We start from the raw sequence: 15,507 nt of genomic DNA, 5'->3' as shown, positions 1-15,507 counted from the left end.
GAAGCAGCGAGGGTCAGGCGGACGCGACAGCGCCTGCAACCTCGGTAAACACCGAATCGAGGATGTCGAGACAGAGTTCCAGCTCGCGTTCGGTGACATCAAGCGGCGGGAGGAGTCGGAGCGACTTCTGGCCACAGCCCAGCGTGAGGAGGCCATGCTGGAGTGCGGTTTCCATCACAGCGTCACGGCGGTCAGCCGTATCGAACTCCAGAGCAGTCATCAGACCGAGACCACGAACGTCCTCGACCAGCTGACGGTCCGCCGAGATATCTCGGAGGCGGTCCATGAAGTACGTCCCCTTCTCGGCGGCGTTGTCAAGCAGGTCGTGATCCTCGATGGCGGCGAGTGTCAGGGCTCCGCGCATCGAGCCGAGGATGTCGCCGGCCCCCCACGTCGAGGAGAGCCGCGACGTTTCAGACGGGAAGATGTCCGACCGAGAGACGGTCGCGCCGACCCGAAGCGCTTTCGCGCTCGTGATGACATCCGGTTCGATGTCGTAGTGGTCGACGGCCCACATCTCACCCGTGCGGCCGACTCCCGACTGAATTTCGTCGGCGATGATCGGGATATCGTGTTCCCGGCAGAGGTCGTCGACGGCCGAGAGGAACTCGGGGTTCGGGACGCGATAGCCGCCTTCGCCCTGTATCGGCTCCAAGATGAGGAACGCGACTTCCTCGGGCGGGATGTGGCCGGTGTCTGCGTCGAGTTTCGAACGGAGGCGTTCGACGCCGGCCTCGGAGTACTCCACATCGTGAATCCCGCTGAGCTCGGGGAACTTCCGGCGATAGACGGACTTCGAACGGTTCAGTGAAAGCGCCCCGAGGGTCCGTCCGTGGAACGCGCCGTCGAAAGTAATGCCGTATTTCGGCGTCTCGCAGTTGTCGTAACAGACCTTCATCGCGTTCTCGACGGCCTCGGCCCCGGAGTTCGAGAGGAAGACGGTGTCGAAGTCGTAATGGCTGGTAATGTCGGTCAGTCGATCCATCAGGTGGGCGGGCCCCGGCAGCGACGTTTCATCGGGCGAACCGCCGGTGCTGATATAGAAATCTTGGCCGGCGATTTTCAGCGGGTCGACCATGTCGAACTCGTCGGCGCGGTCGAGCACTTTCGGGTTGTTGTAGCCAAGCGGTGACGCGGCGACGTGGCAGGTGAAATCGAGTAGGACGTTGCCGTCCGCGTCTGTACAGAACGGACCGATTGCGTCTTCAGTGATGTCCCAGACGAAATCGTACACGTACGTACTTGGCGCGGCAGTCTCGTGGTGGTACTCGACCCACTCGCTGCTCTGTGGGCCGGGAAGGCTATCGACACGCGGCTCTGCAGTATCGCGGTCCATGTTATCACAATCGGAATCATTGGTAATAAATCACTGTGTTCCGGCACCGCGTGGCGGCCACACAACTGAGGACGTGCCGTGGTTCGAACCCGGGCTACAGGATCCGTTTGCCGAACGCGCTGGCGGCGAGTTCGGCCGCCCGTTCGCCCGTTGTATTGCGCTTGTCGAGGATAGGATTGACTTCGACGACATCGAGCGAGCGCAGCACCGATTCGGCAGCGTTGCGGTCGGCGACCCGTTCCATCGCCGTATGTGCCTCCCGGTACGTGACGCCGCCCGGGACCGGTGTCCCGACTCCCGGGGCGTCGTCCGGGTCGAGCCAGTCGAGATCGAGGCTGACGTGGATGTCATCGACGCCATCAGTCGCGATGTCGAGCGCCTCGTCAGTGACGGGTCCGATGCCCCGTTTATCGATGTCTGCCATCGTAAAGACGGAGATTTCGCTGTCCCGAAGGACCGCTCGCTCGTCGGCGTCGAGGCTCCGCGCTCCGACGATGACGGTGTTCTCCTCGGAGACGTTCGGGGCGGTGGCCCACGGCTTCTCGGTGAAGTCACCGTAGCCGTGGGCGGCCGCGAGCGGCATGCCGTGGACGTTGCCGCTGGGCGAAGTCGTCGGGGTGTTGTAATCGCCGTGTGCGTCGAACCAGACGACGCCGAGTTCGGCCGTCTGGGCCGCACCGCGCATAGTTCCCATCGCGATAGAGTGGTCGCCACCTAACACCAGCGGCACGCTTCCGTCGGCTATTTCGGTTGCCACCCGGTCGGCAAGGGTGTCGGTCATTTCCGCGATAGCGTCGAGGTACTTCGCACCGTCGTCGGGGGTCGCCGGCTGAGAGCGTAGCGTCGGCAGTGACAGGTCCCCAGCGTCAGTGTAGTCGACACCGGCCGTATCAAGCGCGGCGCTGAGGCCACCGTAGCGAATCGCCGACGGCCCCATGTCGACGCCGCGTCGGTCGGCACCGAGAGCGAACGGGACACCGAGCACCGCAACGGGTGGCACGGGACGACTGTGGTCTTGCGAGTGTGTAGACTGGAGCGACATTCGTTACTACGGCCATAGCCCGCGGGCGTTCATAGCGTCACCGATTCGCGAGAGCGCGACGATGTAGGCAGCTGTTCGCCACGTGACATCGCGGTCCTCGACTTCGGTCCGAAGCGCGTCCCAAGCGTCGAGCATCTCGGCTTCCAGTTCGTCGTTGACCTCCTCGCGGGACCAGCTCCGGCGGTTGATGTGCTGGAGCCACTCGAAGTAGCTCGCGGTGACGCCGCCGGCGTTGGCGAGGATGTCCGGAATGACGGGGATGTTTCGCTCTTTGAACACCGTATCGGCTGCTGTTGTTGTGGGGCCGTTTGCCCCTTCGACAATGATGCTTGCCTGTACGTCCGCAGCGTTCTCCTTGGTCAGGACATTCCCGACCGCTGCGGGAATGAGGACATCGACGTCGAGTTCCAGCAGTTCGGCGTTGGATAGCTGACGTGGTGCGTCGACATCTCCTAACTGACCGTGGTCGTCGCCGTCGGCCGAAATCGATTCGATATCGAGTCCGGATTCGTCGTAAATGCCGCCGTCGACGTCGCTGACAGCGACCACAGAAGCGCCCCAAGAGTCGAGGAGGCGTGCGGCGTTTGCGCCCACAGCGCCAAAGCCCTGTACGGCCACAGTGGCCCCCTCGATGCTCCCGTCGTAGTAGTCGAGCGCTTCGCGGGCAACGATAGCGACGCTCCGGCCGGGTGCCTCTTCGCGGCCGTGTGTCCCGCCGACTGCTGTCGGTTTGCCGGTCACAATTCCGGGGACCGTCTCGCCCTCCTGCATCGAATACGCGTCCATGAACCAAGCGACCGTCTGCTCGTCGGTCCCCATATCGGGTGCGGGGATGTCTTTTGTCGGTCCGACGACTTCGCGTAGCTCCTCGGCGAACCGACGGGTGAGTTGCTCGGTCTCCTGTTGATTGAGCGTCGACGGATCGACGACAATGCCGCCCTTCGCGCCGCCGAAGGGGAGATCCATCACCGCACACTTCCACGTCATCAACATCGCCAGCGCCGTACACTCCTCGGCGGAGACGCTTGGATGATAGCGCATCCCTCCTTTATACGGTCCTCTGACCTCGAAGTGCTGGACGCGATAACCGCTGAACACCTCGACGCTTCCGTCGGTTCGGCGGATCGGGACAGACACCTCGACGGTTTTCGATGGATGGCGGAGTTGCTCAAGCAGCCCCTCGGAGAGGTCGAGGTGTTCGGCCGCCTGCTCCAACTGGCGGCGGGCAGTCGCGATTGGCGATTCGTCCTCGTCTGGCGCTTGCTCTGATGGCTCCTTCTGTGTGCTCATGATTGGTTGGTGGATTCGGCTGTTGGTTCTGGTGCGTACGCCCACTCGCTTCGGGACCAATGGGGCGAATACGCTGAGTGGTTCAGCACGCTGTGTCCGTACTGACTGTCAGCATCCGACGGCTGGAGTGAGACAGTGTATCGGCATCAATACCGGTATTGTTAATAAATATTTGGGACTGTCCGTGGGGCAATCCGTTTGAATATAGCAAAAATTATTGAATGCCTGTGTTGAGGGCCTATAAGCTATAATAGGCCAAATTAGCGGTGTATGTGCGGGATATCGCACAAGGTTGGCTTGATATACTCAATAGAAAAGAGGCGGCACTCGTCGAAGAAAGCCGCGCCTGATAGCACAGAGGTTCCCGTATTCGCGCTTTGCCGCGGTCATGGTACCGAAGGGCGAGCCAGCAAGCGCTTTGACCAATTCAAAAATAGACTCGGCGCTGTCGTAGCGGAGCACCGTCCCGGGACATCCCAGCAGCGGCAGGTATTAGTCACACAGTACCTACTGGAAACAGCCTGCAGACGTACTATCGGGCCTGATACGCTATCTACAGTCCCTTACTAACGATGGTACGACTGTTATTGTGGCTCATGTAGCGGGAGAGTCGCTCCGCACCACGGTCACAGTAGCGTACCCGTTATTTGAGCTATCCAAATGTTGGCGGCTGGACGACGCCGTCGGGTAGTGTTCGTCGCCGACACAGAGCAACGGGTGGAAGGCCCTGCTGTTAGGTGCTCCGGTCGAACGAAGTCATTTCGAGATTGACTTCGATGAGATTCGCTGCCTCCATGACCATCTCGGGGATTTCGGTGTCGAAGCGACTCCCTTTCAGGCGACTGGTCGGTGCAGTCACACTGACCGCGCCGACAACGGTCCCGTCGTTGTCCAGAATTGGCGCACCGACTGCCCGGAGGCCGCGGATCTCTTCCTCGTCGTTCGTCGCGTACCCCCGCTCCTGGATGGTCTCTAGCTCGTCGCAGAGCGTCTCTCGGTCCGTAATCGTGTGCTGTGTCTGTCGTGAGAGACCCTCCCGGTCGATTATTTTCTCGACACGCTCGTCCGGGAGACGCGAGAGGATTGCCTTGCCCGAAGCGCTGTCGTGGAGGTGTTGTGGTGCCTCCCGCAACTGGAGGTGATAGTCCATCCCGACGGCGTGTTCGCCTCGCCGCTCGTAGATGGCGACTTCGCGCCCATCGTTTTCGACGACCAGATGGACGTACTCGCCGGACCGGTCCGCCAGTTTGTCCACTTCCTCTTGGCCAGCGGTGTAGAGTTCCGTCTCGTTGCGGACGTGTTCGCCCATCGTGACGAACCGAAAGCCGAGTTGGTATGTGTCGTTGTCCTTCGTGAGGAAGCCACAGTCAGTCAGTGTCGCAAGGTACGTGTGAAGCGTTCCCTGTGAGAGCTCGATCCGCCCATTCAACTCCTGCAACGTCGCGCTGTTTGACTCTTGGACAGCTTCGATGATCTCGCAGGCGTTCTCCACGGACTGTATCCGGCGGCCCGTGTTTTGTGTGTCGGCGTCGTCGGTCATTACCCGAGTAGAGTTCCCGTCATTATTTAAAAACCCGGATGTAGCCGATAAGGACCGCTCGGGCGCTACCGAGCGACAGGGAGTGATACCTAACACAGTACGATCATCCGGCGACTTGTTTACCGAAGTACTGGAAGCCAGAGCGGGTCGAAGTCCCTATTCTGGTACTAAAAGTATACTCTGCCAAAGTTTACAGATAGATTCCACTAGTACATACATATAATAGTTAATCTCAGGTAGAATTTCTATATTCAAGTCCAAGCCTTGTATATCCAGTCTAATATTCTGATTTTCTCCCCGAGACAACGCTAAATAGTACACATATCTGAATGAGCCTAACAGATAAGCTTGGGACACACAATCAGATGCTATGGTATGAGAACTGAACGCAGCCGATAGATCGAAACCACACGACGCACCCCGGATATAACGCGACTACCGCGGAGGGACTATATAAATAGCCGTCCAGAACACGGGGGTGTTGACCGGTAACTAAAACACTTATTGTTGTTACTGAACGAGACACTAGCATGTCAACGACGCCTGCGCAGGACGGCACGCAGTGGTTCCTGCACACATGGCGAGACCACATTCTCGAGCCGATAGAGACGGCCCTCACTGTGCTTGACATGGAACATACAGAGCTCGCGGCCGAGCAAGACGGTCTCGAAGACTTTCTACAGCGTCTGCGTGCCGTCGACCCCGCCAAACAGCCCTCCTCCCCCGTCGGTGCGCGAAGTCGACAGTCCGCGTCCGACCACGTCGAAACGTTGCGGGACGCCTACGCCGACACAGTGCTGGCTGTCGACCACTACGAGTCAGTGTACGACGAATCGCTGGTTGAGAACGTCGCCATCGAGTTCGGGTCGGACTACGCCGCGCTGTTCCATCCTGAGACGAACGTCGGGTTTTCGCCGCCGCTCAAACGCTCGCTGGTGGCCGCGACTGAGAAGGCCATCGATGAACGGACCTCGCTGGACCGTGCCGTCAAAATCGAACGGGAGTCGATGCAGGGGTACCGTGGCAGTCTACAGGAGATTATCGAGACGCTCGACAGCACAGTCGTGCCCGAGTGGTATCGCGAGACGTTCCAGAACGACGTTACTGCGCTTCTACAGGAGCGGCAGGACCAACTCCACTCTAGCGTTCACCGGTTCGAGACACACGAGTTCTGCACGTATATGTACGAAGAGCAACTCTGGACGTACCCCGTGTTGACCAGTCTTGCGCGGTTACAGGAATCTGTGGACAGTTGAACGAAAGCGACCCCTGTAGCAGACCGTCATAGGCGTTACCGAAGCGCGGTACGCTTAACGCCGCCACCCACCACCCAACTCAGGGAGTGTGGCGGCGATTGCACAGTCGTTGTATTCTGCGGCGACGTTCGCGAGCAGACACCATTCACTATTTATCGGCGAACATATTCGCCCCACTTCCTGCGAGCTGAGAGTCCGGTTCCCTATATATACAGGTTGGTCTTCGAGTTGCATCCGTGAGCTACCATGGAAACGCGTAGAACATTCGTACGCGGTCTGGGCGTCGCGGCTGGAGTCGCGCTAGCTGGCTGTTCATCGGGCGGCGGGTCCGACAGTAGCGGTGACGCCGAGTCGGATAGCGGCGGTGGCGGGTCAGATGGCGGCGACACCGAGTCCAGCGACGGCGGGAGCGGGTCCGAGTGGACCGAGACAAGCACCGTCGAGATGACGGACGAACTGGCATACGAGCCGAAGAAAATTCAGGTCGAAGCGGGGACGACGGTCACGTTCGAGAACGTCGGCAGCATCGGCCACACGGTGACGGCCTACGAGGACAAGATTCCCGATGGCGCGGATTACTTCGCCTCTGGCGGGTTCGACTCCCAGCAGGCTGCAAAAGACGGCTACAGTAACGGTCAGGAAGGCAACGTCCCGAAAGGCGAGAGCTACGAGGTCACGCTTGAGACGACGGGGACGTACGAGTACTACTGCATCCCCCACGAGATGAACGGGATGGTCGGCACAATCAAGGTGGTCTGATATGAGCAAGAACGAAACCCCACGCGACCCGAACGAAGTTCTCGATGAGTACGAAGAAACGCTCGACTCAGTGCTGGCAGAGGTCGAGTCCCCGGACGAAACGGCTGAAGAAGACGACCTCTCGCTGGGACTACCCGGCCTTTCGCTTGGCCGCCGGGACTTCATGAAGGCCGGCGTGGCCGCCGGTGCGATGGGGTCCGTCGCCGGCTGTTCGGCGCTGACCGGCGGCGATGGCGGCGCGGCCAATCAGTCGACGCCTTCGGGCAGTGGCGCGAGCCACGCCGTCGAACCGGGCGAACACGACGAGTACTACGGCTTCTGGTCGGGCGGCCACTCGGGGGAGCTTCGAGTCATCGGTATCCCGTCGATGCGCGAGCTGACACGCATCCCGGTGTTCAACACCGACTGCGCCTCCGGCTACGGCTACACCGACGGCACGAAAGAGATGCTGGAGGAGGGCGGCGGCTACAGCTGGGGTGACAACCACCACCCGAGCCTCTCGGAGACGGACGGCGACTACGACGGCGAGTACCTGTACGTCAACGACAAGGCCAACGGCCGCATCGCCCGCGTGAACCTCACGTACTTCGAGACGGATGCCATCACGGACGTGCCGAACATGCAGGCCATCCACGGCTGTACTATCCTCTCGCCGGATACGAAGTACGTGCTGGGCAACGGCGAGTTCCGCGCGCCGCTCCCCAACGATGGCACCGACGCGAAGAACCCGGACAACTACACGTCGTTGTTCGTCGCCGTCGACCCTGAGTCGATGGAGACCCAATGGCAAGTCAAGGTCGATGGCAACCTCGACATCGTCGACACCGGCAAAGAGGGTCGGTGGGCCATCTCCTCAGCGTACAACAGCGAGGAGGCCACCGATATTCAGGGAATGACGAAGGACGACCGAGACAACGTCAAGGCCTTCGACATTCCGGCCATCGAGCAGGCCGTCGAGAACGGTAACTACGAGGAGGTCAACGGCATCCCCGTCGTCGACGGCACCCAGAGCAGTTCGCTCAATCAGGGCGACCGGCCTATCGTGAAATACATCCCGACGCCGAAGAGTCCACACTGCGTCGAGGTCGGGCCGAACGGCGACTACGCCTTCATCGCGGGGAAACTCTCCCCGACAGTGACGATGCTCGACCTGAACGCACTGGCTGATTCCGCCGACCCCGAGGAGGTCGTCGCTGGACGACCCCGTGTCGGACTCGGTCCGCTACACACCACCTTCGACGGGAACGGACACGCTTACACGTCGTTGTTCATTGACTCACAGGTCGCCAAGTGGGACATCCAAGCGGCTGTCGAAGCAGACGAGGGGTCCGAGGACCCCATCATGGAGAAGCAGGATGTCCACTACAACCCGGGCCACATTCAGGCGCTGGAGGCGATGACGACCGATCCCGACGGCGAGTGGCTCGTCAGCCTCAATAAACTCTCGAAAGACCGGTTCCTCCCAGTCGGCCCCATCATGCCCGACAACGATCAGCTCATCCACATCGGGCAGGGCGAGAAAGAGATGGAACTGGTCGCGGACCACCCGGCCTATCCCGAGCCACACGACTGCGTCTTCGCCCACAAGGACAAGATAGACGCAAAGAAGGTGTACGACAAGAACGACTACGAAGAAACGTACATCACGGAGGCGGACTCCGGCGTCGAGCGAACGGGCGAGAACAGCGTCCACGTCAAGATGACGACCAAGCGCTCGGAGTTCGGCCTGCCGGACTTCACGGTTCAGGCGGGCGACGAGGTGAAACTGTCGACGACCAACATCGAGGGCGTTCAGGACATCATCCACGGCGTCGCCATCCCCGAGCACGACATCAACTACGCCGTGGCCCCACAGGACACCCGCGAGGTCACGTTCACGGCTGATGACCCCGGCGTGTACTGGATCTACTGTACGTACTTCTGTAGCGCCCTGCACCTTGAGATGCGCAGCCGGATGATCGTCGAACCGGCGGAGGAGTAGCGCCACGAACCACTTCGGAGGTGTCCAGCCATGCAACGACCCACCCTCGACGACTTCCGTGAGATACGACGGGGTCTCCCCGCGGTAGCGGCGCTGCTGTTCGTCGCGGCGCTCGCGTTCCCGATGTGGCACATCAGCGTTGACGCCGTGCAGTACCCCAGTACGACGCTGCACGTCAACCTGTACGCCTACCCGCGGCTGACCGGCGACTTCACCGAGATGGCGCGGCTGAACCACTACATCGGCTTTTACTTCCCGGACCCGGTGCTGTTAGAGCCGAACTTCCCGGTGAACGACCGGGCTATCGACGTCCCCGAGTGGTCGCTGGGGCCGTTTGCGTTCGTCGCCGTGTCGCTGCTGTCGGTGTTCGTCGCTGTCGCGCCGACCGCCGAGAAGCTCACGCGAGGTCTGCGATACCAGTTCGGCGGTACAGTACTGGTGTTCACCGTGATGCTGGTCGACATCCAGTTCCGGCTCTGGCAGGCCGGACACACGCTCGATCCGGGTGCGCCGGTGATGGGCGTCGACGGCTTCACGCCGCCGCTGTGGGGCCAGTATCAGGTCGCCAACATCACCAGCGTTTCACGGTTCGGCCTCGGCGCGTACATGGCCGCCACGGCTGTCGGACTGCTCGCGGTGTCGTACTACTACCGCGACCAGTCCGTGACGTTCGGCGAACTCCCTGCCAGAGTTTGGAACGGGATGCGCGGCCTTCCAGACACCGTTCGGGACCGCCTCGGCCGCAATGACGAGACCGACGATGAGGACGACGCCCCGCACCGCCCAACGACTACCGCGACCGAAACCGACCACTCATGAGTCTACTGTCCCACGATTTCGAGCGCGTGTTCGCCGCCGGCACCGCGGTTCTACTCGTGCTGTCGGTCGCCGCTGTCGGGATGGCAAGCGCTGGCCCGTCCGGTAGCGACGACCTCGCCTTCGACCCCGACGTGCCCGACACTGACTCGTTCAGCGCCCCGTCGGCCGACGGCACCGCGACGGTCGACGGCGAGACCTACGATAGCGCGCAGGCGGCGGTCGATACCGCCGACCCCGGCGACACCGTCACGCTCGATGGCCGTTTCAACGAGACTGTCGTCGTCACGACGCCGAACATCACGCTGGCCGGGAACGGCCCCGGGTCGACCCTGCTGCATGGCGACGGCGAGGGCGACGTGCTCGCCATCGAAGCACAGGGCGTCACCGTCTCGGGCCTCTGGGTCCGCAACAGCGGCTACAGCACTGCGACGAATGACGCCGCGGTATTCGTCAACGCGAGCGGGGCCACTGTCCGCGACAGCCGCGTGACCGACATGACGTTCGGCATCTGGCTCGACGGCGTCGACAATGCCGACATCCGCAACAACACCATCGTCGGCCGCGAGGAGATAACGCAGTTGACCAAGCGGGGCAACGGCATCCAGATCTGGAAGACCGAGGATAGCGTCATCCGCAACAACGAGATCACCACGGTCCGTGACGGACTCTACTTCAACTGGGCCAAGGACGTCAACGCCAGTGCCAACACGATGTGGGAGCTCCGCTATGGAGTCCACTACATGTACTCCGACGACTCGCACCTGCGGGACAACACCGCCTTCGACAACGACGTCGGATACGCGCTGATGGTGTCGAAGCACCTCGTCATCGAGGGCAACGTCGCGGTGAACAACAGCGGCCAGTCCGGCCACGGCATCCTCGTCAAGAGCATCGACGACACGGATATCAGGGACAATCACCTCGTCGGCAACGAGAACGGGCTGTTCGTCTACAACTCCGTCAGCAACCGCATCGTCGGTAACCTCGTCGTCGGCAACGACGTGGGCGTCCACATTGCCGCCGGCAGCACCGACGGGACCGTGACGAAGAACAGTTTCATCCGCAACGACAGGCCGGTACTCGCGGTCATGAGCGATCAGGTCCACTGGAACGAAAGCGTCGGGAACTACTGGTCCCGGGCGAACCCGACCGATATCGACGACGACGGCGTCGGCGACACCCGCTACCAGCCGGCCGGGACCGTCCAGCAGGTGACCGCGGAAAAGCCCGCCGCGCGAGTGTTCGCCAGCAGTCCGGCCTTCGACGCCGTTCGGCTGGCCGAGTCGTCCGTTCCGGTCGTCCAGTCGCCCGGCGTGGTCGATGCCCGTCCGCTCACTGAACCACCCCACGAGAACTGGAGGAGCTACTATGAACGTGATTGAGGTCGACGACGTATCGAAAGCCTACGGCGACGTGCAGGCGCTTGACGGACTGAGTCTGTCTGTCGAGCAAGGGGCAACCCTCGGCGTGTTCGGCACGAACGGGGCCGGCAAAACGACGCTGTTCAAGCTGCTCGCCGGATTGAACCGACCCGACGACGGCAGCGTCTCCGTCGCTGGCGCGGACCCGACGGACGGGACCACCGTTCGCGAACGGGTGCGCTATCTCCCCGAGCATGCCGGCTTCCCGCCGAGTCTGACCGGCCGCGAGGTGCTCCGGTTCCACGCCCGGATGCGCTCGGTGCCCCGCGAGAATCGGGACCACCACATCGAGCGCATCCTGCACACTGTCGGGCTCTCGGACGCCGCAGACCGCCGGGTCGGCGGCTACTCCAACGGGATGAACCGCCGGCTCGGACTCGGCACGGCACTCGTCGGCGAGCCGGCCGTGCTGATACTCGACGAACCGACCGCCGGGCTCGACCCCGACGGCATCCGGGCATTCCACGAGGTTGTGGAGGCACTGGCGGCCGAGACCGACGTGACTATCGTCTTCTCCTCGCACGCACTCGGGGAGATTCAGCGGCTCTGCTCGGAGGCAGTCATCATCGCTGACGGACAGGTGGCGACTGTGGGGCCAGTGGAGGAGCTTCGCCGTGCCGCCGCCGACGAGGTGACGGTGTCGCTGTCGCTGGCATCCGAGTCGGCGGTGAGGGACGCAACAAAGATACTTCGTGAACACGGGGCCGCGGCGAGTGTCGCCCGTGCGGGCGTCGACCTGACCGTAACCACCGCGCTAGCCGACGCCTACGACCTGCTCACCGCCGTCGGTGAGGCCTACGACATCGACCGATTCGAGGTCCGCGAACCCGGTCTTGAGGCTGCATTCTACGAGGCAGTCGGGACGGACGACGGCGACGAACGCCCCAGCCCAGACAGCAAAACGCCTGCGGAGGCAGCGACCGAGGACTCGGGAGGTGAGCCGGCATGAGCGACGGGGAATCCTCAACGGACCCGGCCCCCGACGGCGGCGTCGTCGCGGTCGACGCTCCGGCCACCCGGTTGCACGACGGCGGAACCGAGGAGAACGCGACTACAACCGCGACCGACGACTCCGCACTCGCCCGGCTGGCCGACAGCAGCCTGCTCACTATCGCTCGCCGGGAGTACCGGCTCGCGGTCCGAAGCCGATGGGCGCTCGGCGTGGCGCTGCTGTTCGGCCTCTTTACTGCCGCGGTGGTCCAGTTCGGTGCGAGTTCGGTCGGCCCGGGCCGCTTCGACGCGGTGATCGCGACCATCGCGGAGCTCGGTGTCTACCTCGTGCCGCTGACGGCGCTGGCGGTCGGCTACGACGCCATCGTCGGGGCCGACGAGCGCGGTTCGCTCGAACTCCTGCTCGCCCTGCCGGTCACGAAAGGACGCGTCGTCGTGGGAACTGCCATCGGCCGGGCGGCGGTGCTGTCCGGCGCGATGTTGCTCGGTTTCGTCCCCGGCGCGCTGTTGACCGTTCGCCACATCGGTCTCGCCAGCGTCGGCCCGTACGCGGCCGTCGCCCTCGCCGCGGTGCTGACCGCCTGTGCGATGCTCGGCGTGGCGGTGCTGGTCTCGACGGTCGCACGGACGAAAACGCATGCACTCGGTGCCGCGCTGGCTATCTGGCTGTGGGTCGCGCTGTTGCACGACCTAGTCGCGCTGGGGGCCGTCGCGGGGTTCGACCTCGGATCCGGCGCTATCGCTGCGGCGATACTGCTCAATCCCGTCGACTGCTTCCGCGTGCTCGCGCTGTCGCAGGTGGACGTGGTCGCCGGTGGCTTCGGCAGCGTGCTAGCACAGGCCGGCCTGACCGCGCCGATGGTCGCTGCGGCGCTCGCGGCGTGGGTCGTCGTGCCTGTCGGCATCGCGACGAAACTCATCCAGCGGCGACGCCTCTGAAAAGAACGCGTTTCAGACCGACTGCAGTGCCGTTTCTTCGGGCTCCTCGAACAGACTGGCGACCCGCTTCGTGGTCTCTGTGCGCTCGTGGGCGTTTTCGAGAAGCACAGTCTCGCTCGGGAACAGCCGCTCGCCGAGTTCGAGGCCGTGGTCGCGTGCGGTCGAGCCCGTGACAGTGAGGTAGACGCCCAAGCCGGTCGCAGCGATGTCTTCCTCCTCTTCGCCACCCTCTGTGGGATATGTGAATGAAATCCCATCGAGCGCGCTCGTTCCGAGCACCGCTTCGACAAGCCGTTCGTAGCGCGGTGAGATACAGAGCTCGCCCTCGTAGTTGGTGACGAAACCCCGGTCGAGTGGCCCGTCCTGTGAGTCCATGACCTCCGGCGTCGCCAGCAGCGTGTGGTACACCGTATCGCCCAGCCCGGTCACGACCCGTACGTCCGTATCCAGCGGGTCGATGCGGTCGTTGATCTCGTGAATGGCGGTCAGTGGTTCGTCCCGAAGCTGGACGACCTCTTCGAGAACGAGGTCAGCGCTGTCGAACCCGAGTGCGAATTCGTGAGTTCGGAGCGCCCGGAACGGCTCCTCGCGGCCGACTAGCTGGACATCACCGTGTTCGGTCGGAACGGTGACGCTGTCGAAGACAATCCGTCGGGGCATCCCGTCGCGGTCGTCCCGTAACAGCGTGTACTCCGGCTTGTGCGGCTCATCGAGTGAGGAGTAGTCGCTGATGCGATGGTACACATCGGCGACCGCGTCCTGACTCCCCTTGGTGACGGCCTTCTCGTAGCGGAGCGTCGAGATGATGTCGTCGGCCAAGTCGGTCGTCTCCGTGCGTCCGGCGAGTCGCTCCAGCACTGCTTCGAGGGGCCGGCCCTTGCGCGGAACGGCCACTCTCGTCGTCGTCATTATGCAGGCACAGACGGGGGATCGGTAAAACGAGTTCGGTTAGTCGCCGCCGCCAATGACCGACGAGAGCTGTTCGCGCCACTCTTTGAGCTCCTCGATCTCCGATTCGGTTTCGTCGATCCGGTCAGCGAGTTCGCCATCGTCGATCTCCTCGCGGACGGTTTTGATGTCGTCTTCGAGGTCGTCAAGCTGCCCTTCGACGCTCTCGACTTCCTCGGAGAGGTCGTCGACCTGCTCGGAGGCAGACGTGGCTGTCTCCGTCGCCGACTGGACCTCGTCTTGGAAGTTCTCTAGAGCCGTTTCGAAGGAGTCGAGCCGCTCGCCGAACTCCTCAATCATGTCCTCGCCGGTCCCGTTCTCTTCGAGGAATTCTTCGAGCGCATCGGTGTACGCACGGAGATCCGCGACGTCGCTCTGGATACGTTGGATCCGGGCGTCGTTGACGCCGCCGGCGTCGCTATCGTCCTCGGAGACGGCGTCAAGCGCACGCTTGAGGAGCTTCACGTCTTCGGGCGAGACGTTCTGATCGCGGATTTCCTGTGCCATCGTCGCGACGACCGCGCCGGATTGCACCTCGGAATCTGCCGGTGCGGCGTTGCTCTCCTCCGGGGCTTCGACGCCTGAGTCCGGGTTGTTCGGGTCCGAGAGGTCCAGCGTCTCGATATCCTCGTCGTCATCCTCTTCGAGGCCGGGAACGCTGTCGGCGTCGCCGGCAATGACGTCTCGAACAGCCTCGTCGCCCCCACCGACGAGGTCTTCCTCGTCTTCGTCCAGAGGCGGGTCCACACTCTCGATTTCGGGTTCTGTCAGGAACTTCTCGACATCGTCGGTTCCCGTCGCACGGATACCGTAGACGGTCGTGTAGTCGGCCTCAGGTTCGAGTTCTTTCTCGAAGGCGATCCGGTTTTCGTTGATGTCCCAGTACTCACTGCCGTACTCGGGGTGGAAGCCCAGATCCTCGACTGCGACGTCTCCCGGAACGGTGTCGACTAGTCTGACTGTCACCGGAACGGACCGTCGCGAAGTGAGATTGAACGCTATCGCGGGGACAGGGAACTCGTCCGCCTCGAACCGCTTGGTCACTGTCACGCCATCTGCGGCGACAGTGACTTCGTCGTAGGCTTGCGAATTGCTCATGGTCTGTATGGTCTCAGCAATAGTATTAAAGGTACGTACCTGACCAACATTTACGCCTTTTTTCTACACTGTAGAGGTTAATATAATATAGGTAGGTAACTTCAGTAACAAGAACAGGGCGTGAGCA

The 15,507-nt window shown here is 62.4% G+C and carries 13 protein-coding genes; 7 read left to right on the top strand and 6 right to left on the bottom strand.

Features of this window, described 5'->3' with window-relative positions:
• Window positions 1–13 precede the first annotated feature (13 nt).
• The 4 genes from Har1129_RS02365 to Har1129_RS02350 all read right to left on the bottom strand — a co-directional run bounded on the left by Har1129_RS02365 (window position 14) and on the right by Har1129_RS02350 (window position 5,208).
• A complete protein-coding gene (locus Har1129_RS02365) occupies window positions 14–1,336 on the bottom strand; it encodes an aspartate aminotransferase family protein (protein ID WP_151099195.1) in 1,323 nt (440 codons plus the stop codon).
• Between the two features lie 94 nt (window positions 1,337–1,430).
• Window positions 1,431–2,378 (bottom strand): arginase, encoded by a 948-nt coding sequence (gene rocF, locus Har1129_RS02360; protein WP_191906146.1) that lies wholly within the window; start codon window positions 2,376–2,378, stop codon window positions 1,431–1,433.
• A gap of 6 nt (window positions 2,379–2,384) precedes the next feature.
• On the bottom strand, window positions 2,385–3,668 hold the full coding sequence (gene gdhB, locus Har1129_RS02355; RefSeq protein ID WP_151099194.1) for a glutamate dehydrogenase GdhB: 1,284 nt from the start codon (window positions 3,666–3,668) through the stop codon (window positions 2,385–2,387).
• A 733-nt stretch (window positions 3,669–4,401) separates the two neighbouring features.
• On the bottom strand, window positions 4,402–5,208 hold the full coding sequence (locus Har1129_RS02350) for an IclR family transcriptional regulator (protein ID WP_151099193.1): 807 nt from the start codon (window positions 5,206–5,208) through the stop codon (window positions 4,402–4,404).
• Window positions 5,209–5,738: 530 nt separating this feature from the next.
• Between Har1129_RS02350 and Har1129_RS02345 the strand changes: the two genes are divergently transcribed.
• The 7 genes from Har1129_RS02345 to Har1129_RS02315 all read left to right on the top strand — a co-directional run bounded on the left by Har1129_RS02345 (window position 5,739) and on the right by Har1129_RS02315 (window position 13,334).
• Window positions 5,739–6,464 carry a hypothetical protein gene (locus Har1129_RS02345; protein WP_151099192.1) on the top strand — a complete coding sequence of 242 codons (726 nt, stop codon included), beginning with the start codon at window positions 5,739–5,741 and terminating at the stop codon, window positions 6,462–6,464.
• A 246-nt stretch (window positions 6,465–6,710) separates the two neighbouring features.
• Window positions 6,711–7,223, top strand: coding sequence for a plastocyanin/azurin family copper-binding protein (locus Har1129_RS02340; RefSeq protein ID WP_151099191.1), 513 nt, complete (start codon window positions 6,711–6,713; stop codon window positions 7,221–7,223).
• A 1-nt stretch (window position 7,224) separates the two neighbouring features.
• Window positions 7,225–9,204 (top strand): TAT-dependent nitrous-oxide reductase, encoded by a 1,980-nt coding sequence (nosZ, locus tag Har1129_RS02335; RefSeq protein WP_151099190.1) that lies wholly within the window; start codon window positions 7,225–7,227, stop codon window positions 9,202–9,204.
• Window positions 9,205–9,234: 30 nt separating this feature from the next.
• A complete protein-coding gene (locus Har1129_RS02330) occupies window positions 9,235–10,023 on the top strand; it encodes a hypothetical protein (RefSeq protein ID WP_151099189.1) in 789 nt (262 codons plus the stop codon).
• On the top strand, window positions 10,020–11,405 hold the full coding sequence (gene nosD / locus Har1129_RS02325; RefSeq protein WP_151099188.1) for a nitrous oxide reductase family maturation protein NosD: 1,386 nt from the start codon (window positions 10,020–10,022) through the stop codon (window positions 11,403–11,405). The genes Har1129_RS02330 and nosD overlap by 4 nt, the downstream gene beginning before the upstream one ends.
• Window positions 11,392–12,393, top strand: a complete 1,002-nt coding sequence (locus Har1129_RS02320) for an ABC transporter ATP-binding protein (protein WP_151099187.1) — start codon at window positions 11,392–11,394, stop codon at window positions 12,391–12,393. Before nosD ends, Har1129_RS02320 begins: the two co-directional genes overlap by 14 nt.
• Window positions 12,390–13,334 (top strand): ABC transporter permease, encoded by a 945-nt coding sequence (locus Har1129_RS02315; RefSeq protein ID WP_151099186.1) that lies wholly within the window; start codon window positions 12,390–12,392, stop codon window positions 13,332–13,334. The genes Har1129_RS02320 and Har1129_RS02315 overlap by 4 nt, the downstream gene beginning before the upstream one ends.
• A 12-nt stretch (window positions 13,335–13,346) precedes the next feature.
• On the opposite strand, the gene Har1129_RS02310 is transcribed toward Har1129_RS02315, so the two are convergent.
• Window positions 13,347–14,243: a hypothetical protein gene (locus tag Har1129_RS02310; RefSeq protein WP_151099185.1), complete on the bottom strand. Its 897-nt coding sequence runs from the start codon at window positions 14,241–14,243 to the stop codon at window positions 13,347–13,349.
• 39 nt (window positions 14,244–14,282) lie between these two features.
• A complete protein-coding gene (locus tag Har1129_RS02305; protein WP_151099184.1) occupies window positions 14,283–15,380 on the bottom strand; it encodes a hypothetical protein in 1,098 nt (365 codons plus the stop codon).
• Window positions 15,381–15,507: the final 127 nt, after the last annotated feature.

Origin of the sequence: Haloarcula sp. CBA1129, from assembly GCF_008729015.1 — an archaeon.
Taxonomy (GTDB): Archaea; Halobacteriota; Halobacteria; order Halobacteriales; family Haloarculaceae; genus Haloarcula.
Note: the sequence above shows the minus strand (reverse complement) of the source record. Positions and strands in the feature narration are given on the sequence as shown.